The organism is Rhizobacter sp. P2_G4, from assembly GCF_056403575.1.
Map to the genome: position 1 here is coordinate 345,998 of NZ_JBFUFG010000003.1, position 21,365 is coordinate 367,362.

Genomic DNA, 21,365 nt, shown 5'->3' on the forward strand with positions numbered 1-21,365 from the left:
GCCCGGCAGGTCAGGCCGCGTCGCGTGCGGCCTTCTTGCGATCGTGCTCCGACAGGTGGCGCTTGCGCACGCGGATGCTCTTCGGCGTGATCTCGACCAGCTCGTCGTCGTCGATGAACTCGACGCCGTATTCCAGCGTGAGGTCGATCGGCGGTGTGATCTTGATCGCGTCTTCCTTGCCGGAGACGCGGAAGTTCGTCAGCTGCTTGGTGCGCGTCGCGTTGACCACGAGGTCGTTGTCGCGGCTGTGGATGCCGACGATCATGCCTTCGTAGACCGGGTCGTTCGGCTTCACGAACATGCGACCACGGTCATCCAGCTTGCCCAGGGCATAGGTGAAGATTTCACCCGCGTCCATCGAGATCAGCACGCCGTTCTTGCGGCCGGCGATCTCACCCTTGTGCGCCTCGTAACCGTCGAAGATGTTGCTGATGAGGCCCGAACCGCGCGTCAGGTTCATGAACTCGTTGGCAAAGCCGATCAGGCCACGCGCCGGAATGCGGTACTCGAGGCGCACGCGGCCTCGGCCGTCCGGCTCCATGTTCACCAGCTCGCCCTTGCGCTCGCCGAGGGCCTGCATCACGCCACCCTGGTGAGCTTCTTCGATGTCGGCCGTCACCAGCTCGATCGGCTCGTGCTTCACGCCGTCCACGTCGTGGAACACGACGCGCGGCTTGCTGACGGCCAGCTCGTAGCCTTCGCGGCGCATGTTTTCCAGCAGGATGGTCAGGTGAAGTTCACCGCGACCCATCACTTCAAAAATGCCGTCTTCGCTGGTCTCACTGACACGCAGCGCGACGTTGCTTTGCAGTTCCTTCTGCAGACGGTCCCAGATCTGGCGGCTGGTGACGTACTTGCCTTCGCGACCGGCCAGCGGGCTGGTGTTAACGCAGAAGTTCATCGTCAGCGTCGGCTCGTCGACCTTCAGCATCGGCAGCGGCGCCGGGTTGGCGGGGCTGGTGACGGTGACGCCGATACCGATGTCTTCAAGGCCGTTGATCAGCACGATGTCGCCCGGGCCGGCTTCGGTGACCTGCACGCGGTCCAGACCCTGGAAGGTCAGCACCTGGTTAACGCGACCCTTGACGGACTTGCCATCGGGGCCTTCCATCACCAGCACCTCCATCGAGGGCTTCACCGTGCCTTGGCTGATGCGGCCCACACCGATGCGGCCAACGAAGGTCGAGAAATCGAGTGCCGAAATCTGCAGTTGCAGCGATGCGGCCGGGTCGCCAGTGTTCGGCGGCACGTGCTTCAGGATGGTGTTGAACAGGGCCGACATGTCGGGGCCCCACTGTTCGCCCGGAGCGCCTTCGGTCAGCGAGGTCCAGCCGTTGATGCCGGAGGCGTAGACCACCGGGAAGTCGAGTTGCTCGTCGTTGGCGCCGAGCTTGTCGAACAAGTCGAACGCGGCGTTGATGACGGCGTCGGGCTTGGCGCCGGGCTTGTCGACCTTGTTGACCACGACGATGGGCTTGAGGCCCAGGGCCAGCGCCTTCTTGGTCACGAAGCGCGTCTGCGGCATCGGGCCTTCTTGCGCATCGATCAGCAGCACCACGCCGTCGACCATCGACAGCGCACGTTCCACTTCGCCGCCGAAGTCCGCGTGCCCGGGGGTGTCGACGATGTTGATGTGCGTGCCTTCCCAGCTCACCGCGCAGTTCTTGGCCAGGATCGTGATGCCCCGTTCACGCTCGATGGCGTTGTTGTCCATCACCGTATCGACGACCTTCTCGTGCTCGGCGAAGGTGCCGCTCTGGCGCAGCAGTTGGTCCACCATGGTGGTCTTGCCATGGTCGACGTGGGCGATGATGGCGATGTTGCGGATCTGTCGGGTCATACGTTGCTCTCTGCGGTTTCTGTATTCAGGAGGCCTTGCACCTCCAGCGGGCTCAAGAGCCTGGTTGAAATCAGTTCGCCGGCCGCGATGTGGCCGCTCCCCAAGAATGCTTTCGGCTGCGGGCCATAGACGCGCACACGCGGTGCGTCGGCAAGCGGCAGGCGGCGGCGCACGCCGCTCAGGAACCGGCCGGCGCCTTCGTCGTCCAGGCGCACCACCGGCCAATCGGCCAGCAAGGTGTCGGCCTGCAGCAGCTTGTTGTCGCGCTCGGCTTCGCTCATGGCGGTCAACTGCTCCAGCGTGAACGTCGCATCGAGGGTCAGTGGGCCGCTGGCGGTGCGGCGCAATGCGCTCAGGTGCGCACCGCAAGCGAGCGCCTCGCCGATGTCTTCGGCCAGCGTACGGATGTAGGTGCCCTTGCTGCAGCGAACATCGATGGTCAATTCATCATGTTGCCAGCCGATGATGGCAATGTCATGAATCGTGATGCGGCGGACTTCACGTTCGACCTCGATCCCGGCGCGGGCGTATTCATACAACGCCTTGCCGTCGCGCTTGAGGGCGGAATGCATGGGCGGCAGCTGGTCGATGGTGCCGGTGAACTGCCGACAAGCCGCTTCGATCTGCTCGCGCGTGACGTTTACGTCCCGCTGCTGCACGACATCGCCTTCGGCGTCGGCGGTGCTCGTCTTCACGCCCAGCTTCAGCGTGGCGCGGTAGGTCTTGTCGGCGTCCAGGCTGATCTGGGAAAACTTGGTGGCCGCGCCAAAGCACAGCGGCAGCAGCCCCGTGGCCAGCGGATCGAGTGTGCCGGTGTGGCCGGCCTTCTCCGCGCGGAACAGGCGCTTCGCCTTCTGCAACGCATCATTGCTCGACAGGCCGAGCGGCTTGTCGAGCAAGAGCACGCCGTGAACGGCGCGCCGGGGGATGCGAGGACGAACGGTGTTCATCAATCTTCTTTGGCGCGAGTTGAGTTCGCTTGCTGAATCAGCGCACTGAGTTCGGCCGCGCGCTCGGTGGTGCGGTCGAACTCGAAATGCAGCGTCGGCACGGTGTGGATCTGCAGGCGCTTGAACAAGCCGTTGCGCAAGAAGCCTGCGGCTTCGTTCAACGCTGTGGTGCACTCTTGCACGTCGCCGACCAGCAGAGAGAAGAACACCTTGGCATGGGCGTAGTCGGGCGTGACTTCCACCGCCTGCAGCGTGATCAACCCGATGCGCGGATCCTTCAGATCGCGGATCAGCTCGGCCAAGTCACGCTGGATCTGGTCGGCGATGCGGAAACCGCGGTTGGGGATGGAGCGTTTGTGTCGCATGGTTGTTCCAGGGCCCTGCAAACAACAAACCCCGCCTTCTTTGAGAGGGCGGGGTTTGCATGCGAGGGCAAATCCGCCTTACAGCGTTCGGGCCACTTCCTTCAATTCGAAGAATTCCAACTGATCACCTTCCTTGATGTCGTTGTAGTTCTTCAGCTTGATACCGCACTCGAAGCCGGCAGCGACTTCACGAACGTCGTCTTTCAGGCGGCGAACCGATTCGACTTCACCGGTGTACACGACCACGTTCTCGCGCAGCAGGCGGAAGCGCGCGTTGCGACGGACGATGCCGGCGGTGACCATGGAGCCTGCCACCGTACCGATCTTGGAGGCCACGAACACCGTGCGGATCTCGGCCGTGCCGATGACCTCTTCGCGCTGCTCGGGTGCCAGCATGCCGGTCATCGCTGCCTTCACTTCATCCACGGCGTCATAGATGATGTTGTAGTAGCGCAGATCGACGCCGTTGTTCTCAGCCAGCTTGCGCGCGCCGGCATCGGCCCGCGTGTTGAAGCCGATGATGACGGCCTTGGAGGCAATCGCAAGGTTGATGTCGGATTCGCTGATGCCACCGACGGCAGCATGAACGACCTGCACCTTGACTTCGTCGGTGCTGAGCTTCAGCAGCGACTGGACCAAGGCTTCCTGCGAGCCTTGCACGTCGGCCTTGATGATCAGCGCCAGCGTCTGCGCCTGGCCTTCGCCCATGTTCTCGAACATGTTCTCCAGCTTGGCGGCCTGCTGCTTGGCCAGCTTCACATCGCGGTACTTGCCTTGGCGGAAGGTGGCGATTTCACGGGCGCGGCGTTCGTCGCTCAGCACCATGAATTCGTCGCCAGCTTGCGGCACGTCGGTCAGGCCCTGGATCTCGACCGGCAACGATGGTCCGGCTTCGGTACACGGCTTGCCGTTTTCATCCAGCATGGCGCGTACGCGGCCGTAGCTAGAACCGGCCAGCACCACGTCACCACGCTTGAGCGTGCCTGACTGCACCAGCACGGTGGCGACTGGTCCGCGGCCCTTGTCGAGCTGAGCCTCGATCACCAGGCCCTTGGCCGGTGCGTCCTTGGCCGCCTTGAGTTCCAGCACTTCGGCTTGCAGCAGCACCTGCTCGAGCAACGCATCAACGCCCTGCCCGGTTTTGGCCGACACCGGCACGAAGGGGGAATCACCACCGAACTCTTCAGGCACGACCTGCTCGGCCACCAGCTCGCTCTTCACGCGCTCGGCATTGGCTTCGGGCTTGTCGATCTTGTTCATGGCCACGACGATGGGCACGCCCGCCGCCTTGGCATGGTGGATCGCTTCCTTGGTCTGCGGCATCACGCCGTCGTCGGCAGCCACCACCAGGATGACGATGTCGGTGGCCTTGGCACCACGGGCACGCATGGCGGTAAACGCCGCGTGGCCCGGGGTGTCGAGGAAGGTGATCATGCCGCGCGGCGTGTCAACGTGATAAGCGCCGATGTGCTGCGTGATACCACCCGCCTCACCAGCAGCCACACGGGCCCGGCGGATGTAGTCGAGCAGCGAGGTCTTTCCGTGGTCGACGTGGCCCATGACGGTCACGACCGGCGCGCGCGGCAGCACTTCGTACTGCGCTTCGGCGGCGTTGTCTTCTTCCAGGAAGGCATCGGGGTCGTCGAGCTTGGCCGCGAACGCCTTGTGGCCCATTTCCTCGACCAGGATCATCGCGGTCTCTTGGTCGAGCTGCTGGTTGATGGTGACCATCTGGCCCAGCTTCATCAATTGCTTGATGACCTCGGAGGCCTTCACCGACATCTTGTGGGCCAGGTCGGCCACACTGATGGTCTCGGGCACGTGCACTTCTTGCACCTGCTGCTCGACCGGCGCCACGAAGGTGGAGGTGTTGCTGTCGTTGCGGTCGCCACGGCGGCCACCGCGAGGTGCACGCCAGCCCGGGCGCGCGCTCGCACCGCCGGGGGCGTCGGTGCGGCCCTTGACGGCGCGCTTCTTCGCGGCGTCGTCGGCCCAGCTCGATGAGAGCTTCTCGGACTTGATCGACTTCTTGTCGCCGGGTTTGGCAACCGTGCCCGGTGCAGCCGGAGCGCCAGGAGCCGCGGTCGGCTTGTGGATCGTGCCTTTGATGCCTTCCTTGCCAGCCTCGGCCGCCTTGGGCGCTTCTTCGGGCTTCTTGGCCTGGAGCACGCGCTTGGGCGCATTCATCATCGCGCGGATGGCTTGCGCTTCGTCTTCAGCCGCCTTGCGGCGCTTGGCCAGATCGGCGGCGCGCTGCTTCTCTTCGTCGACCACATCGGCCGCCTTGATCACGCGCAACGCGGGCTTGGCGGGTTCGACGGGTGCAGCAGCGGGCGTAGCGGCAGGCGCTGCAACTTGAGCGGCAGCTGCGGCTTCGGCCTTCTTGGCGGCGCTGCCCGAAGCAGCTTCCGCAGCAGCGGCGTCGGCAATCGCCTTCGCAGCCGCTTCGGCGGCTTCACGCTGGCGGGCTTCCGCAGCTTCGCGGTCGCGCTGTTCCTGCTCTTCGCGCAGGCGGCGCTTCTCGGCCAGTTCAGCTTCTTGCTGGCGCAGAAGTTCGGCCTGAGCCTGGGCTTCGGCCTGACGCTGTTGCAGAGCGGCTTCGTCCACGGCGGGTTCAGCTGGCTCTTCAGGGGCAGTCTCGTCGCGCTTGACGAAGGTGCGCTTCTTGCGCACTTCCACCTGGATGGTGCGCGCCTTGCCGCTGGAGTCAGCCTGCTTGATCTCGCTGGTCGACTTGCGGGTGAGCGTGATCTTCTTGCGCTCGCCGCCGGCAGCCGTGCCGTGCGCGGTACGCAGAAAGTCGAGCAGCCGCTCCTTGTCGGACTCGGTCAGCGCGTCGTCGGTCGACTTCTTGGCGACGCCGGCCGACTGGAGCTGCTCGAGCAGCGCCGCGGCAGAGCGGTTGAGCTCGGCGGCTAACTGGGCGACGGTGGTCACAGCCATTGTGGATGTCCTTGCTTGGTACTTACGGTGCTGCTGCGGTACTGAATTTTGGGCAATCTCAAGTCGTGAACCAATGTTCCCGAGCCTTCATGATCAAAGCCTTGGCTTCTTCTTCGCCAACGCCGGTGATTTCGGTGAGCTCGTCGACGGCGAGGTCGGCCAGGTCATCGCGGGTGTTGACGCCGCCATCGGTCAGCTTGGCGATCAGCGCAGGGCTCAGGCCTTCGAGATCACGCAGGTTTTGCGAGACGTCGTCGACCTTCTCTTCGCGCACGATTTCCATCGTGAGCAGCGCGTCCTTGGCGCGGGTGCGCAGCTCGTTGACGGTGTCCTCGTCGAAGCCTTCGATCTCGAGCATTTCCTGCATCGGGACGTAGGCCACTTCTTCGAGGCTGCTGAAGCCTTCGGCAATCAGGATGTCGGCCACTTCAGCATCGACGTCGAGCTTCTCGACGAACAGCTTGCGCACGCTGTCGGACTCTTCGCTCTGCTTGGCGCTCGACTCTTCGGCCGTCATGATGTTGATGCGCCAGCCGGTCATCTCGGACGCAAGGCGAACGTTCTGGCCGCCGCGGCCGATGGCGATGGCGAGGTTTTCCTCGTCGACCACCACGTCCATGGCATGGCGCTCTTCATCGACCACGATCGACTGCACGTTGGCCGGGGCCAGCGCACCAATCACAAATTGGGCCGGATCTTCAGACCACAAGACGATGTCGACACGCTCGCCTGCCAATTCGTTGGTCACGGCGTTGACGCGCGAACCTCGCACGCCGACGCAGGTACCGATGGGGTCGACGCGCTTGTCGTGCGAGACCACGGCGATCTTGGCGCGCGAACCCGGGTCACGGGCACACGACTTGATCTCGAGCAGGCCTTGCTCGATCTCGGGCACTTCTTGAGCGAAGAGTTCGATCATGAACCCCGGGGCGCTGCGCGACAGCACGATCTGCGGGCCGCGCAGTGTGGGGTCGACTTCGGCGATGAAGGCGCGAACGCGGTCACCGGAGCGCAGGTTTTCCTTCGGGATCATCTCGCTGCGCTTGAGGCGACCTTCGACACGGCCGGACTCGACGATCACGTCGCCCTTGTCCAGGCGCTTGACGGTGCCAACAAAGATCTTGTCGCCACGCGAGAGGAAATCGGTCAACAGCTGTTCACGCTCGGCGTCGCGAATCTTCTGCAGGATGACCTGCTTGGCGGCTTGCGCACCGATGCGGCCGATCGTCACGGACTCGACCGGCTCTTCGATGTAATCGTCGACTTCGATGTCGGGAATCTGCTCCTGCGCTTCGAACAGCAGGATCTCCGAATCGGGCAACTGCAACCCGGCCTCGTTCGGCACCACGTGCCAGCGGCGGAAAGTCTCGTATTCGCCGCTCTCTCGGTCGATGGTCACGCGGATGTCGACCTCACCGCCATGCAGCTTCTTGCTGGCCGAAGCCAGGGCTGCCTCGACGGCGTTGAACACGACTTCGCGATCCACGCTCTTTTCGCGCGAGATGGCGTCTACCAGCATCAGCAGTTCACGATTCATTGCTTGCGATCTCCGTCAACATCATCAGCCGTCGCGGTGTCACCTTGGGGTTGCTCAGCCGGCAAGAAGCGCCGGCCTTTGAAATCCACCACGGGCACCAAGCGGGCCTCCTTTACTTCTTCGAGCGAAAAATCCAGCGCCTGGTCAGCCTTGCCTTTGGTGTCACTTTTCAGCACCAGGCGCCAACCTTCAGGCTGCGCCTCCAGAACGCCGCGGTAGTGCTTGCGACCCTGGAAAGCCAGCTTCAAACTCAGTTCGATCTCCTGCCCCGCAAAGCGCTGGTAGTCAGCCGGCTTCTTCAACGGCCGGTCCAGCCCGGGCGACGACACTTCCAGTCGCTCGTACGCGCAACCCTCGACTTCGAGCACGTGCTGAAGCTGCCGCGTCACCTTCTCGCAGTCTTCGACAACGATGTACTCACCCGACGGATCGTTGGCCACGCGGTCGATGTACACGCGCAACAGACCCTTGGGGCTGCGCTCGCACTCCACCAGGTCGTAACCGAGACCGGTCACGGTGTTTTCAACGACGTTTTGCCAGTTCACGCTTTGCTGTTGTCCACTTTGCACTTGGCCTAAGCATCAGGCCCTGATCAGCTTGCTCAGGCCTGCTTGCTCCCCCGTCAGATCGTCACGAAAGCTCATGACAGGGGCACCACCGCAAAGTCGATCAAGCAAAAAAAAAGGGCTGGAAGAATCCGCCCATGCAGTTTTCTTGCGAAAAACGCATTGTAGCGCGCTGAGTTAGCCCAAGCAATACAAGCACTCGGCCTTTCTCATGTGGCGCCTTGTCCCGCAGCGATAGGTGCCCTTCCTTTATGGCGGGTATCCCCCGACGTGCGACTTGTATGTGCCGCGGCGTTCACTAACATGTCGCCTCGGCCACCGGCCAGCTTGCGAAAAGCCAGCTCGATATCAACGACCCAGTCATGGGGAAGCCGCATGAGAGTCCTGATCGTCGATGACCACCCCATCATGAGACTGGGCGTTCGCCAATTGATCAAAGGCGCATGGCCCGACTCCGAGGTCGAGGAAGCGCAGACCCTCGAAGAGGGATGCCAGAAGTTCGTGGCTTTCCAGCCCAAGATCGTGATCCTCGACCTGGGCCTGCCCGACTCCTCAGGGACCGAAGGTGTGGCCCGGATGCAGCAGGTGTCGAACGGCGTCCCCATCCTGGTGCTGAGCTTCAATGTGGAGTCGGCCTTCGCGGCTCGCCTTCTGAAAATGGGGGTTTCCGGCTACCTGCCAAAGAACCGGGCGGGCGATGAACTGGTCACGGCACTGCAGCGCATCAGCGAGGGCCAGCGCTACGTCACCGAGTCCACGGCGGACCACCTGGTCGACCTTCTCGGCGGCCGCTCATCGACAAACGCCCCGCACGACGCGCTGTCGACCCAGGAGCACCGGGTCATGGTGCTGATCGCCGCCGGCAAGACGCCAGCCATGATGGCCAACATGATGAACCTCTCGGTCAAGACCATCGGCACCTACCGGTCGCGCATCTTCGAGAAGACAGGCTGGAAGAACAACGTCGAGTTGACCAAGTACTGCGTGCAGCACGGCTTGACCGACGCCGGTTGAACCATCTGCCAGCAGTGCTTTGCCGGGCACTTCGGCGGCGTCACCGTGCCAGAATCGCGGCTCACTTCAACAGCTCGGAGACAGCATGGGATTCCTGGCCGGTAAACGCTTCCTCATCACCGGCGTTCTGAACAATCGCTCGATCGCCTACGGCATCGCCCGCGCCTGCCACCGTGAAGGCGCCGAGCTCGCCTTCAGCTACGTCGGCGAACGCTTCCGTGAACGCATCATCGATTTCGCCGCCGAGTTCGGCTCCAAGCTGGTGCTCGATTGCGATGTCGGCAGCGACGAGCAGATCGACGCCGCCTTCAAACAGCTCGGCGAAGCTTGGCCGCAGTTCGACGGCTTCGTGCACTCCATCGGCTTTGCCCCGCGCGAAGCCATCGCGGGCGATTTTCTCGATGGCATGACGCGCGAGAACTTCCGCATTGCGCACGACATATCGGCCTATAGCTTCCCGGCCATGGCCAAGGCCGCCCTGCCCCACCTGCGCCCGGGCGCTGCACTGCTGACGCTGACCTACCTCGGCGCCATGCGCTTCGTGCCCAACTACAACACCATGGGCCTGGCCAAGGCCTCGCTCGAAGCCAGCGTGCGTTACCTGGCGCAAAGCCTGGGCGCCAAGGGCATTCGGGTGAACGGCATCTCCGCCGGGCCGATCAAGACGCTGGCAGCCTCAGGCATCAAGGACTTCGGCAAGCTGCAAGCCGCGTTCGCCGCCACCGCCCCGATCCGCCGCAACGTGACGATCGACGACGTGGGCAACGCCGCCGCCTTCTTGCTGTCCGACTTGGCGGCCGGCATCAGCGCCGAGATCACCTATGTCGACGGCGGCTTCAGCCAGGTGATGGGCTCGTCGGACGCCTGATCACAGCTCGTCGAGCGCCCGTGTGGCGCCGACGAGCGCCGGCGGCACTTTTGCATTGACCACGAAGATCGGAATCGATGCCAGGTAAGCGCGAAAGCGCCCCTTGGCCTCGAAGCGCTCGCGAAAGCTGGAATCGAAGATGCGCCGGCCCATCTTCGGCACGATGCCCCCGCCGATGTAGACGCCGCCCCGCGCGCCCAGCGACAAGGCCAGGTTGCCCGCCAGCGTGCCGAGAAAGCTGAAGAACAGCGCTTCCGCCTGAACGCATTGCGGGTCGGTGCCGGCTTCGGCGAGCGAGGCCACCTCGGCCGCGGTACGCGGCTTCACCGCCACCCCGGCGACTGCACACGACGCTTCGTACAGATTCACGAGCCCCGGCCCTGACAGCGCCCGCTCTGCAGAGGCGTGGCCAAAGCGCAGGCGCAACGCCCGGACGATGGCATCTTCCAGGTCGTCCACGCCCGACAGTGTCACGTGCCCGCCTTCACCGCCCAAAGGCACTTTGCCCTTCAACAGTCCTGATACGCCGAGTCCGGTCCCGGCGCCTAGCAACGCGAGCGGCGCACCAGCCACCGGCGCTCCGCCGCCCACTTGCATCAGGTCCGCCTCGGTCAGCACCGGCAAGGCCATCGCCAGCGCGGTGAAGTCGTTGATCACGAGAAAACGGTCGGCGCCCAGGCCCTTTTGAACCTCGGCGATCGAGAACGACCAATCGTGGTTCGTCATCTTGATGCGATCGCCGTCCACCGGGTTGGCGATGCCGATGGCGCACCAGCGCGGCGCCGGTTTGGCATGCACGCGCAGGTAGTGCTGCATCGCCAGCAGCAGCGATTCGTAATCGGCGCAGGGGTAGGTTGCGATGTCGGCCAGCGCAGCGCCGGCCTCTTGCTGCCAGGCAAAGCGCGCGTTGGTGCCGCCAATGTCGCCCAGCAGGCGGGGATAGGTGTGGGTCACTGTCAAAACCGATCCTGTATGCAAACTACAAACCAAAACTGTACGACGCCCAGGCAATTACGTCCACTGAGGTGATCAGAGAAGCACCGGAACATGGATCGACGACAGGGGAAACCCGCTGATTCCTGAAGCGACTCGGCCACTAAAGTGCCGTCTGCCTCGCCAGAAGCGTACGGAATTTGTAGTCAAGCTACTTCATGAACAAACGAACCCTCCCAGCCTCCACCACCGACTGGTCGCGCGGTGGCGTGATCTACCAGATCTACCCGCGCAGTTTTGCCGATAGCAATGGCGATGGCGTCGGCGACCTGCCCGGCATCCTGGACAAGCTGCCCTACGTGGCCAGCCTGGGTGTCGATGCGATCTGGATCTCGCCCTTCTTCAAGTCGCCGATGCGGGATTTCGGCTACGACATCGCCGACTACCGTGACGTCGACCCGCTGTTCGGCAACCTGGCCGACTTCGACCGCCTCATCGCCCGCGCCCACGAGCTGGGCCTGAAGGTGGTGATCGACCAAGTGCTCTCGCATACATCCGACCAGCACGACTGGTTCAAGCAAAGCCGCGGCAGCCGCGACAACCCGCTGGCCGACTGGTACGTCTGGGCGGAGCCCAAGCCGGATGGCACACCGCCGAACAACTGGCTCAGCGTGTTCGGCGGCTCGGCATGGCAGTGGGATTCGCGCCGCCGCCAGTACTACCTGCACAACTTTCTCGCCAGCCAGCCCGACCTGAACTTCCACAACACGCAGGTGCAGCAGCAGCTCCTCGACGACATCCGCTTCTGGCTCGAGCGTGGCGTCGATGGCTTCCGTTTCGATGCCTGCATCTTCCACTTCCACGACCAGCAGCTGCGCGACAACCCGCCAGCCGCCCAGCGCGACACCACCACGGTCTCGGCCGGCAACCCTTACGGCTACCAGCGCCACCTGTACGACAAGACCCAGCCGGAGAACATTCCATACCTGGAGCGCATTCGCAGCCTGCTCGATGAATACGGTGCCAAGAGCGTCGGCGAGATCGGCGACGACGAATCGATCAAGGCCATGGCCGCGTACACCAGCGGCGGCAACAAGCTGCACATGGCCTACAGCTTCAACCTGCTCACCGCCGAGCACAGCGCGGCCTACATCCGCCAGCAGGTCGAAGAGCTCGAAGAACAGATCGCCGACGGCTGGGGTTGCTGGTCGTTCGGCAACCACGATGTGGCGCGCGTCCAGTCGCGCTGGGGCGGCCCAGGTGCGTCGCCGAATTACGCGAAGGTGATTCTGGCGATGCTCCTGAGCCTGCGCGGCAGCGCCTGCATCTACCAGGGCGATGAACTTGCGCTGACCGAGGCCGACATTCCCTTCGACAAGCTGCAAGACCCCTATGGCATCACCTTCTGGCCCGAATYCAAGGGCCGCGACGGTTGCCGCACCCCCATGCCGTGGATCAGCACGCAGCCGCACGCCGGTTTCAGCAACGGGGGCAAGGTGGAACCGTGGCTGCCGGTGCCGCCCGAGCATGCCGCCAACGCCGTCGACGTGAACGAAGCGCAGGCCGATTCGGTGCTGCACTTCTATCGCCGATTCATGCCCTGGCGCAAGACGCAGCGTGCGCTCGTCACCGGCGACATCCGCTTCTTCAACGCGCCCGAGCCGGTGCTGGCCCTGCTGCGCACGCCGATCGCCGGCGATGCCGGGCCAACGGTGCTGGCAGTGTTCAACCTGGGCAGCAAGCCGGTGTCGTTCAACCTGGCCTCGGCACCGCCCAGCGTCGCGCTGCATGGCCACGGCTTCGACGGTGCGCTCGAGGGCACACGCCATGGCAACCGCATCGAGCTGCCGGCCCACGGTGCGTATTTCGGCGAAGCCAACGTCGCCTGAGCGCGGGGCACGATGGCGCACCTCAAACTCAAGGGCCTGCGCAAGGCGTATGGCGACGTCGAGATCCTGCACGGCATCGACCTGGAGATCGCCGACGGCGAGTTCATCGTCTTCGTCGGCCCCTCGGGTTGCGGCAAGTCGACCATGCTGCGTTGCATTGCGGGGCTGGAAGACATCAGCTCCGGGCAGCTCTTCATCGGCGACGAACTCGTCAATGAGGCGCCGCCCGCCAAGCGCGGCATCGCAATGGTGTTCCAGAGCTACGCCCTCTACCCCCACATGACGGTGGCCGAGAACATGGCCTTCGGCCTGCGGCTGGCGGGCTTCAGCAAGGCCGAGATGAAGGCCGCCGTCGAGCGCGGCGCGCAGATCCTGCAGATCGAGCACTTGCTGGACCGCAAGCCCAAGGCGCTGTCGGGTGGCCAGCGGCAGCGCGTGGCCATTGGCCGCGCCATCGTGCGCAAGCCGGGCGTCTTCCTGTTCGACGAACCGCTGTCGAACCTGGACACCTCGCTGCGCGTGCAGATGCGAGTCGAGCTCGCGCGCCTGCACAAGGAACTGAAGACCACCATGGTCTACGTGACGCACGACCAGGTCGAGGCGATGACGCTGGCGCATCGCATCGCGGTGTTCAACGCCGGCCGCATCGAGCAGGTGGGCCGGCCGCTCGACCTGTACCACCGGCCGGCAAACCTGTTCGTCGCCGGCTTCATCGGCTCGCCGAAGATGAACTTCATCGCCACCACGCTGGTGTCGGCGACCGACCGCGGCACGCGAGTCCACCTGCCCGACGGCACGGCCATCAACGCCGCCATCGACGCTCGCCGCCTCAAGCCCGGTGACACCGTGACGCTGGGCGTGCGCCCCGAGCACCTCGAAGCCGTGCGCACTGCCGATGCCAACGGCCTGCACGGCACAGTGCAGCTCGCCGAACACCTGGGCGACACCACCCACCTCTACCTTGACGTGGCCGGAGCCACCGGCCCGCTGGTTGCCCGCACCACGCCCGACAACCCGCTCGTGAGCGGCGAAACCGCCTACCTGGTCGTGCCGGCCACGCGCTGCCATCTGTTCGACGCTGAGGGCCTCGCTCTGCCGCCGCTCGCCTGACAACAAGCATCCGATTCCTCGTCACACACAGCCCACAAGGCACCCACCGAAGGAGACAACGATGATCAACTCACGCAACAAACTCAAGCTGCTCGCCGCTACCGCGGTACTGGCCCTGGGTGCCCCCTGGGCACACGCTGCCGAAGCCGGCAAGCTGCTGATCTGGATCAACGGCGACAAGGGCTACAACGGCATCGCCAAGATCGGCGAAGAGTTCGCCAAGAAAACCGGGGTGCAGGTCACCGTCGAGCACCCGGAAGACGCGCCCAACAAGTTCGCGCAGGCGGCAGCCGCCGGCAAGGGCCCCGACATCTGGATCTGGCCGCACGACCGCATCGGCGAATGGATTGCCGGCGGCCTGCTGCAGACGGTGACTCCCGGCAAGAAAGTTCAGGCCGACATCGACCCGCTGGCCTGGAAGGCCTTCACCGTGGGCGGCAAGACCTGGGGCTACCCGCTCTCGGTCGAAGCCGTCTCGTTGGTCTACAACAAGAAGCTGGTGAGCACGCCGCCCAAGACCTTCGAGGAAGTGATCGCGCTCGACAAGAAGCTCTCGGCCGAGGGCAAGAAGGCCATCCTCTGGGACTACAACAACACCTACTTCACCTGGCCGCTGCTGGCCGCCAACGGCGGCTATGCCTTCAAGCCCAAGGCCGACGGCAGCTATGACGCAGCCGACACCGGTGTCAACAACGCCGGCGCATTGAAAGGCGCCGAGCTGCTGGCCAAGATGGTGAAGGACGGCGTCATGACCAAGGGCGCCGGCTACGCCGAGATGGAAGCCGGCATGGCACAGGGCAAGGTCGCGATGATGATCAACGGCCCGTGGTCGTGGGACAACCTGAAGAAGGCCAACATCGACTTCGGTGTCGCCAAGATCCCGACCGTGGGCGGCAAGAAGGCAGCGCCTTTCGTCGGCGTGCTCGGGGCGATGATCTCCAAGGCCTCGCCGAACCGCGACGTGGCAGTCGAGTTCATCGAGAACCACCTGCTCAGCATCGATGGCCTGAAGACCGTCAACAACGACGTGCCGCTGGGAACGCCCGCGAGCAAGGCGCTGTTCGCCGAGCTCAAGAGCAATCCCAACATCCAGGCCACCATGGCCAGCGCGCAAGACGGTTCGCCCATGCCCAACAACCCGGAGATGGGCCGCTTCTGGTCGTCGATGGAATCGGCGCTGAAGAACATGACCGAAGGCCGCCAGTCGCCCAAGGAAGCGCTCGACGCCGCGGCCAAGCGCATCTCGGCGAAGTGATCTGAGATCTGCCACCGGAGACGCTTACGGCGTCCCGGTGGTCTTCTTGTTCCGCCCTGCCCTCATGAACCCTGCGCCATCGGCCCTGAAACGCTGGTCCCCATCGGTCTTGCTGGCCGTGGTGCTGCTGGCCGCGCTCTACATGGTGACGCTGGTGCACGCCGCCGGCGAAACGCTGCTGGCCGGCACGATGCTCATCATCTCGGCGCTGGCGCTGTGGGTCTACACCTCACCGCGCACCTACGCGTATCGCTACCTGTTCCCCGGCATCGCGGCGGCGCTGATCTTCGTGGTGTTCCCGATGATCTACACCATGAGCATCGGCTTCACGAACTACAGCTCGAAGAACCTGCTGAAGTTCCCGCGGGCCACCCAGTACTTTCTCGACGAGACCTACCAGGCCGAAGGCGAGCCGCTGGCGTTCACGCTGCATGCCGACGGCCGCGAGTTCCGGGTTCGGCTAGCAGACGCGGACGCAGGCCATGCCTACGTGTCGCTGCCCATCGCACTCAAGAACACTGATCCGCAAGACCTGAAGGTCGAACCCGCCGAGCAGCTGAAGGCGGCCCTCGGCGACCCGGTCCAACTCAAGGATGTGATCGCCAGGCAGCCGCAACTCAAGGCGCTCACAGCCATCCTTCCCGACGGCCGCAAGCTGCGCATGACCGGCCTGCGCCAGTTCGGCCCGGTGCAACCGCTGTACGAAAAACAGGCCGACGGCGGTCTGCTCAACAAGCAAGACGGCTCGATCCTGCGGCCCAACTTCGACACCGGCTTCTACGAGACGGCGAATGGCGAGCGCGTGCAGCCGGGCTTCCAGGTCGGCGTGGGCTGGGCCAACTTCCAGCGCATCTTCACCGACCAGGCCTTCCGGCAGCCCTTCATCCGCATCTTCGTGTGGACGGTGGTGTTCTCGGCGCTCACGGTGTTCTTCGGCGCGGCGCTCGGCATGTTCCTCGCCGTACTGTTCAACTGGGACGCACTGCGCTTCACGGGCCTGTACCGCACGATGCTGTTCCTGCCCTACGCCGTGCCGGGCTTCATCTCGATCCTGGTGTTCAAGGGCTTGTTCAACAACAACTTCGGTGAGATCAACCTGATCCTCGAGGCCTTGTTCGGCATCCGGCCGGCGTGGTTCTCGGACCCGCTGCTGGCGAAAGTGATGCTGCTGATCGTCAACGTGTGGCTCGGCTACCCGTACATGATGGTCGTGTGCATGGGGCTCATCAAAGCCATCCCGGCCGACCTGTACGAAGCTTCGGCCGTGGCCGGCGCGGGGCCGCTGACCAACGTCTTGCGCATCACGCTGCCGTTGATCATGAAGCCGCTGACGCCGCTGCTCATCTCGGCCTTCGCCTTCAACTTCAACAACTTCGTGCTGGTGAGCCTGCTGACCGGCGGGCGGCCCGACTTCCTCGACACCAGCGTGCCGGCCGGCACCACCGACCTGCTGGTGTCGTACACCTACCGCATCGCCTTCCAGGATTCGGGTGCGCAATACGGCCTCGCCGCGGCCATCTCGACGGTGATCTTCGTGATGGTGGCCGGCATCTCGCTGCTGCAGATGCGTTTCACCCGCATCGCACACGACGACAAGCGCTAAGGCAACACGCAACATGGCCATCGTCCTCGACAAATCCCACCGCTGGCGCGTGCTGGCTGCGCACGCGTTTTTGATCGGCTTGATCCTGCTGGTGATCTTCCCGTTCCTGATGATCCTGTCGATCTCGCTGCGGCCGGGCAACTTTGCGGCCGGCAGCCTGATCCCGGAGCACATCAGCTTCGAGCACTGGAAGCTCGCGCTCGGCATCTCGTACACCGCGCCCGACGGGCGGGTCGTGCGGCCCGAATTTCCGGTGCTGCTGTGGTTGTGGAACTCGGTCAAGGTCGCCGCGCTCACGGCCTTGGTCACGCTCAGTCTGTCGACCACAGCGGCCTACGCCTTCTCTCGCATGAAGTTCCGCGGCAAGCAGGCGTCGCTCGCCGGGCTGATGCTGATGCAAATGTTCCCGTCGGTGCTGGCGCTGGTAGCGATCTACGCCATCTTCGACCGGTTGGGCAGCGTGTTCCCCTCTGTCGGCATCGACAGCCATGCCTCGCTGCTGCTCGCGTACTCCGGCGGCATCGCGTTGCACGTGTGGACGATCAAGGGCTACCTCGACACCGTGCCCATCGAGATCGAAGAGGCGGCCAAGGTCGACGGCGCGACGCCGTGGCAAGCTTTCCGCCTGGTGCTGCTGCCGATGGCGGTGCCCATCCTGATGGTGGTGTTCCTGCTCGCGTTCATCGGCGCGATCATCGAGTACCCGGTCGCGTCGATCCTGTTGCATGAAGAGGCCAAGCTCACGCTGGCGGTCGGCTCCAAGCTGTTCCTCTACGAACAGAAATACCTGTGGGGCGACTTCGCGGCCGCGGCCATCCTGTCGGGCCTGCCGATCACGGTGGTGTTCATCCTCGCCCAGAAATGGATGATTTCGGGCTTGACGGCAGGAGGACTGAAGGGATGACCTTCTTCGGCCACCGCCTGCGGCACGTTCTTGCACTGTGCTTGCTGGTGTGCCTTGGTGGGTGCGCGAGCGTGCCGCCAGCATCGGCACCTCTTGCTTCGGCCCCCGTCAGCGGCCCCGCCACCGTCCCCGGCCGCTTCGCCGACAACCCCATCGTCTACTTCGTCATCACCGACCGCTTCGCCAACGGCAACCCGGCCAATGACCACAGCTACGGTCGCCAGCGCGAAGCGAATCTGCAAGACGACGTGGGTACCTTCCACGGCGGCGACCTCAAAGGCCTCACCGACAAACTGCGTGAAGGCTGGTTCAAGGAACTCGGCGTCAACGCGATCTGGATCACCGCGCCGTACGAGCAGATCCACGGTTGGGTGATCGGCGGCAACAAGGCGTTCAAGCACTATGCCTACCATGGCTACTACGCGCTCGACTACACGCTGCTCGACAAGAACATGGGCACGCCCGACGAGTTGCGCGAGATGGTCGACACCGCGCACGCACAAGGCATCCGCATCCTGTTCGACGTGGTGATGAATCACCCCGGTTACCTCGACATCCAGACCGCGCGAGACGTCGGCCTCAAGGTGCTGTGGCCGGGGGCCGAGCGCGCCACGCTGCGCGATTACCACGACTACATCGACTACAACAATTTCGCCTTTGCCGACTGGTGGGGGCGGCCTTGGGTACGCGCAGGCCTTCCCGGCTACCTTGATGGCGGCCGGGACGACCTCACGATGCAACTCGCCTTCCTGCCGGACTTCCGCACAGAAAGCACCGAGAAGGTCCAGCTGCCGAGTTTCCTGCGGCGCAAGCCCGACACGCGTACGCGAGACCGGCCAGACACCACTGTGCGTGGCTACCTGGTCAGCTGGCTCAGCGACTGGGTGCGCGAATACGGCATCGACGGGTTTCGCGCCGACACGGTGAAGCACGTCGAACCGGCCGCCTGGGCCGAGCTGAAGACATCTGCGACGCGCGCACTCGCCGATTGGAAGGCGCGAAACCCCGGCAAGAAGATCGACGACGAACCGTTCTGGATGGTCGGTGAGTACTGGGGGCAAGGCCCCGAACGCTCGCCGCTGCACGACTCCGGCTTCGAAGCGCTGCTGAACTTCGACTTGCAGAAACAAGGCAGCACCTTCGCCCGACCCGAGGCTCTGTTCGCGAGCTACAGCCGCCTGCTCGCCGGCCAGCCGGGCTACAACACGCTGAGCTACATCTCGTCGCACGACACCGAGCTGTTCGATCGACAGCGGCTCGACATGGCCGGTGCCGCGCTGCTGCTCGCGCCCGGCGGCGTGCAGATCTTCTACGGCGACGAAAGCGCTCGCGCCCCCGGGCCGGCACCGGCGTCCGACCTGCAGCAGGCCACGCGTTCGGACATGAACTGGAACAGCATCGACACCGCGCTGCTGGCGCACTGGCGCAAGCTCGGCAACTTTCGCGCGCGGCATGTGGCCCTCGCGCGTGGTGTGCACGAGATGTTGGCCGACACGCCCTATGTCTTCAGCCGCGTCGACGCCGCCAGCGGCGACCGCGTCGTCATCGCATGGAACGTAAGCGGGTCACAACAGCTGCCTGTCGGCAGCGTCTTCGCCGAAGGCGAGCGCCTGCGCGACGCCTATTCCGGCCAGACGGCCGCGGTGCGAAACGGCCGTGTCACCATCGATGCCCACCGCTGGGTGCTTCTCGAGCGCCAGCCGCCCTGACTTTCCAGGCTCCCTCATGCCACCGCCCGACGACACGCCCGACACACCACCCCGCCTGCTGGCTGACATCGGCGCCACCTACGCCCGCTTTTGCATCGAGCGGGAACGCGGCCAGTTCGAACGCATCGCCGTGCTGCCGTGTGCCGACTACGGTGACTTCATCTCGGTGGTGCGGGCCTACCTCGACAGCGTGCCCGACGTGACGCCCCACCACGGCGCGATGGCCATCGCCTACCCGATCGACGGCGACGCGGTGCGCATGACCAACCGCGACTGGGCCTTCTCCATTCAAGAGGTGCAGCAGCAGCTCGGGCTCCACACACTCCTGGTGGTCAACAACTACACGGCACTCGCGATGTCGCTGCCCGGCGTCGGCATTGAGGGCCGCGTGCAAGTCGGCGGCGGCGAGCCGGCACCCGACGGCGTGATCGGGCTGATCGGCCCAGGCACCGGCCTCGGCGTGTCGGCACTGATCCCCACCAACGACCGCTGGGTCACGCTCGCCACCGAAGGCGGCCACACGAGCTTTGCGCCGAACGACGAGCGCGAGATGCGCGTGCTGCGCCACCTGTGGAAGACGATGCCGCACGTGTCGGCCGAACGACTGGTGTCGGGCCCCGGCATCGAGCTGATCTACGAAGCGCTGCGCGATGGCCATGCGTCGTCGCCCCCCGGACTGGGTACCGCCGAGATCGTGCAGCACGCGCAGCAAGGCACTGACGCGGCATGTGTCGACACCATCGACTGCTTCTGCGCGATGCTCGGCACGGTGGCCTCGAACCTGGCGCTCACGCTCGGCGCCACCGGCGGCATCTACGTGGGCGGCGGCATGCTGCCGCGGCTGGGCGAGCTGTTCTACCGCTCTCCGTTTCGCCAGCGCTTCGAGGCCAAGGGACGCTTTGCGGCCTACCTCGGGCGCATCCCGACCTATGTGCTGACAGCAGAGAATCTGGCGTTCCACGGCGTGTCGACGCTACTGGCGGAGCATGCCCCTGAGCACGCTCCCGAACGCGATGGCGGCAACCCGCTGCTGGAGCGCATTCGCAGCGCGCGCGACACCTTGTCTCCCGCGGAGCGCCGCGTGGCCAACGTGGTGCTCGAGAACCCGCGCACCGCGCTCAACGACCCCATCGGCGCCATCGCCAAGCTGGCTGGCGTCAGCCAGCCGACCGTCATCCGCTTCTGCCGCTCGCTGGGCTTTGAAGGGCTGGCCGATTTCAAGCTGAAGCTGGGCTCGGGGCTCACCGGCACCATCCCGCTGCAGCGCACCCAGGTGCGCCGGCAAGACGCCACGCCCGATCTCTGCGCCAAGGTGCTGGACAACACGATCTCGTCGATCGTGCAGTTTCGCGAGTCGCTGAACGTCGAGTCGATCGACCGCGCGATCGGCCTGCTGCGCGAGGCGCAGCGCGTGGAGCTCTACGCCATCGGCAACTCGTCGGTGGTGGCGCTCGATGCGCAGCACAAGCTGTTCCGCTTTCGCATCCCCGTCATGACGCACACCGACCCGGTGATGCTGGCCATGGCCGCCCAGGCGCTGGGGCCGAAGGACGTTGCCGTGCTCATCTCCAGCTCGGGCCAGACGGCCGAGCTGGTGCGCGCCGCCCAGGTGGCCCACGATTGCGGCGCCAAGGTCATCGCGATCACGTCCAAGCAGTCGCCGCTGGCCAAGAAGGCCGACGTGTGCATCGCGGTGGAACACACCGAAGACAGCTCGATCTTCGTGTCGATGATCTCGCGCATTCTTCACCTGCTCGTGGTGGACATGGTGGCGGTCGGCCTGGCAGTGCGGCGTGCACCGACAATTGCCGAAGCCCCCGGGCCGCACGGCAAGCAGCAGACGCCGGCGCCCGGCGTGCTGATCTCCCACATCGACTGA

Annotated in this window: 16 protein-coding genes; 9 read left to right on the forward strand and 7 right to left on the reverse strand. The window is 64.7% G+C overall.

The features are described from left to right. Nucleotides 1–10: 10 nt before the first annotated feature. The 6 genes from typA to rimP form a co-directional block, all read right to left on the reverse strand. On the reverse strand, nt 11–1,840 hold the full coding sequence (gene typA / locus AC1DYS_RS14495; protein WP_047496076.1) for a translational GTPase TypA: 1,830 nt from the start codon (nt 1,838–1,840) through the stop codon (nt 11–13). Continuing rightward, on the reverse strand, nt 1,837–2,790 hold the full coding sequence (gene truB, locus AC1DYS_RS14500; RefSeq protein WP_477900242.1) for a tRNA pseudouridine(55) synthase TruB: 954 nt from the start codon (nt 2,788–2,790) through the stop codon (nt 1,837–1,839). The genes typA and truB overlap by 4 nt, the downstream gene beginning before the upstream one ends. Beyond that, nucleotides 2,790–3,155: a 30S ribosome-binding factor RbfA gene (gene rbfA / locus AC1DYS_RS14505; protein ID WP_047496082.1), complete on the reverse strand. Its 366-nt coding sequence runs from the start codon at nt 3,153–3,155 to the stop codon at nt 2,790–2,792. The genes truB and rbfA overlap by 1 nt, the downstream gene beginning before the upstream one ends. A gap of 78 nt (nt 3,156–3,233) precedes the next feature. Further along, nucleotides 3,234–6,098: a translation initiation factor IF-2 gene (gene infB, locus AC1DYS_RS14510; protein WP_477900245.1), complete on the reverse strand. Its 2,865-nt coding sequence runs from the start codon at nt 6,096–6,098 to the stop codon at nt 3,234–3,236. 58 nt (nt 6,099–6,156) lie between these two features. Next, nucleotides 6,157–7,635 carry a transcription termination factor NusA gene (gene nusA / locus AC1DYS_RS14515; RefSeq protein WP_047496088.1) on the reverse strand — a complete coding sequence of 493 codons (1,479 nt, stop codon included), beginning with the start codon at nt 7,633–7,635 and terminating at the stop codon, nt 6,157–6,159. Then, nucleotides 7,632–8,180, reverse strand: a complete 549-nt coding sequence (rimP, locus tag AC1DYS_RS14520; RefSeq protein ID WP_477900247.1) for a ribosome maturation factor RimP — start codon at nt 8,178–8,180, stop codon at nt 7,632–7,634. Before rimP ends, nusA begins: the two co-directional genes overlap by 4 nt. A 396-nt stretch (nt 8,181–8,576) precedes the next feature. Here rimP and AC1DYS_RS14525 point away from each other — a divergent pair, with 396 nt between their 5' ends. Together AC1DYS_RS14525 and fabI are read left to right on the forward strand one after the other, a co-directional pair. Continuing rightward, nucleotides 8,577–9,215 carry a response regulator gene (locus tag AC1DYS_RS14525; protein ID WP_477900249.1) on the forward strand — a complete coding sequence of 213 codons (639 nt, stop codon included), beginning with the start codon at nt 8,577–8,579 and terminating at the stop codon, nt 9,213–9,215. 85 nt (nt 9,216–9,300) lie between these two features. Further along, nucleotides 9,301–10,083, forward strand: a complete 783-nt coding sequence (fabI, locus tag AC1DYS_RS14530; protein WP_477900251.1) for an enoyl-ACP reductase FabI — start codon at nt 9,301–9,303, stop codon at nt 10,081–10,083. Here fabI and glk (AC1DYS_RS14535) read toward each other — a convergent pair whose 3' ends face one another. Further along, the gene (gene glk, locus AC1DYS_RS14535) at nt 10,084–11,037 is read right to left on the reverse strand and encodes a glucokinase (protein ID WP_477900842.1); all 954 of its coding nucleotides are present in this window, start codon (nt 11,035–11,037) and stop codon (nt 10,084–10,086) included. It lies immediately after the preceding gene. A 197-nt stretch (nt 11,038–11,234) separates the two neighbouring features. On the opposite strand from glk (AC1DYS_RS14535), the gene AC1DYS_RS14540 reads away from it, so the two are divergent. The 7 genes from AC1DYS_RS14540 (at nt 11,235) to glk (AC1DYS_RS14570) (ending at nt 21,365) form a co-directional block, all read left to right on the forward strand. After that, nucleotides 11,235–12,905 carry an alpha-glucosidase gene (locus AC1DYS_RS14540; RefSeq protein WP_477900253.1) on the forward strand — a complete coding sequence of 557 codons (1,671 nt, stop codon included), beginning with the start codon at nt 11,235–11,237 and terminating at the stop codon, nt 12,903–12,905. Between the two features lie 12 nt (nt 12,906–12,917). Beyond that, nucleotides 12,918–14,015 (forward strand): ABC transporter ATP-binding protein, encoded by a 1,098-nt coding sequence (locus AC1DYS_RS14545; RefSeq protein WP_477900255.1) that lies wholly within the window; start codon nt 12,918–12,920, stop codon nt 14,013–14,015. Nucleotides 14,016–14,076: 61 nt separating this feature from the next. Continuing rightward, nucleotides 14,077–15,270 (forward strand): maltose/maltodextrin ABC transporter substrate-binding protein MalE, encoded by a 1,194-nt coding sequence (malE, locus tag AC1DYS_RS14550; protein WP_477900257.1) that lies wholly within the window; start codon nt 14,077–14,079, stop codon nt 15,268–15,270. Between the two features lie 64 nt (nt 15,271–15,334). Beyond that, complete coding sequence (gene malF / locus AC1DYS_RS14555) at nt 15,335–16,873, forward strand: maltose ABC transporter permease MalF (protein WP_477900259.1); 1,539 nt, start codon at nt 15,335–15,337, stop codon at nt 16,871–16,873. A 13-nt stretch (nt 16,874–16,886) separates the two neighbouring features. After that, a complete protein-coding gene (gene malG / locus AC1DYS_RS14560) occupies nt 16,887–17,777 on the forward strand; it encodes a maltose ABC transporter permease MalG (RefSeq protein ID WP_477900261.1) in 891 nt (296 codons plus the stop codon). Further along, nucleotides 17,774–19,486, forward strand: a complete 1,713-nt coding sequence (locus AC1DYS_RS14565) for an alpha-amylase family glycosyl hydrolase (RefSeq protein WP_477900263.1) — start codon at nt 17,774–17,776, stop codon at nt 19,484–19,486. The genes malG and AC1DYS_RS14565 overlap by 4 nt, the downstream gene beginning before the upstream one ends. Nucleotides 19,487–19,502: 16 nt before the next feature. After that, entirely contained in the window at nt 19,503–21,365 is a 1,863-nt protein-coding gene (glk, locus tag AC1DYS_RS14570) for a glucokinase (protein ID WP_477900265.1), read from the forward strand.

Bases quoted from the DNA above. Each gene is read 5' to 3' on its own strand.
- typA (WP_047496076.1), bottom strand. From the start codon at position 1,840: ATGACCCGACAGATCCGCAACATCGCCATCATCGCCCACGTCGACCAT.
- truB (WP_477900242.1), bottom strand. From the start codon at position 2,790: ATGAACACCGTTCGTCCTCGCATCCCCCGGCGCGCCGTTCACGGCGTG.
- rbfA (WP_047496082.1), bottom strand. From the start codon at position 3,155: ATGCGACACAAACGCTCCATCCCCAACCGCGGTTTCCGCATCGCCGAC.
- infB (WP_477900245.1), bottom strand. From the start codon at position 6,098: ATGGCTGTGACCACCGTCGCCCAGTTAGCCGCCGAGCTCAACCGCTCT.
- nusA (WP_047496088.1), bottom strand. From the start codon at position 7,635: ATGAATCGTGAACTGCTGATGCTGGTAGACGCCATCTCGCGCGAAAAG.
- AC1DYS_RS14525 (WP_477900249.1), top strand. From the start codon at position 8,577: ATGAGAGTCCTGATCGTCGATGACCACCCCATCATGAGACTGGGCGTT.
- fabI (WP_477900251.1), top strand. From the start codon at position 9,301: ATGGGATTCCTGGCCGGTAAACGCTTCCTCATCACCGGCGTTCTGAAC.
- AC1DYS_RS14545 (WP_477900255.1), top strand. From the start codon at position 12,918: ATGGCGCACCTCAAACTCAAGGGCCTGCGCAAGGCGTATGGCGACGTC.
- malE (WP_477900257.1), top strand. From the start codon at position 14,077: ATGATCAACTCACGCAACAAACTCAAGCTGCTCGCCGCTACCGCGGTA.
- malF (WP_477900259.1), top strand. From the start codon at position 15,335: ATGAACCCTGCGCCATCGGCCCTGAAACGCTGGTCCCCATCGGTCTTG.
- malG (WP_477900261.1), top strand. From the start codon at position 16,887: ATGGCCATCGTCCTCGACAAATCCCACCGCTGGCGCGTGCTGGCTGCG.
- AC1DYS_RS14565 (WP_477900263.1), top strand. From the start codon at position 17,774: ATGACCTTCTTCGGCCACCGCCTGCGGCACGTTCTTGCACTGTGCTTG.
- glk (WP_477900265.1), top strand. From the start codon at position 19,503: ATGCCACCGCCCGACGACACGCCCGACACACCACCCCGCCTGCTGGCT.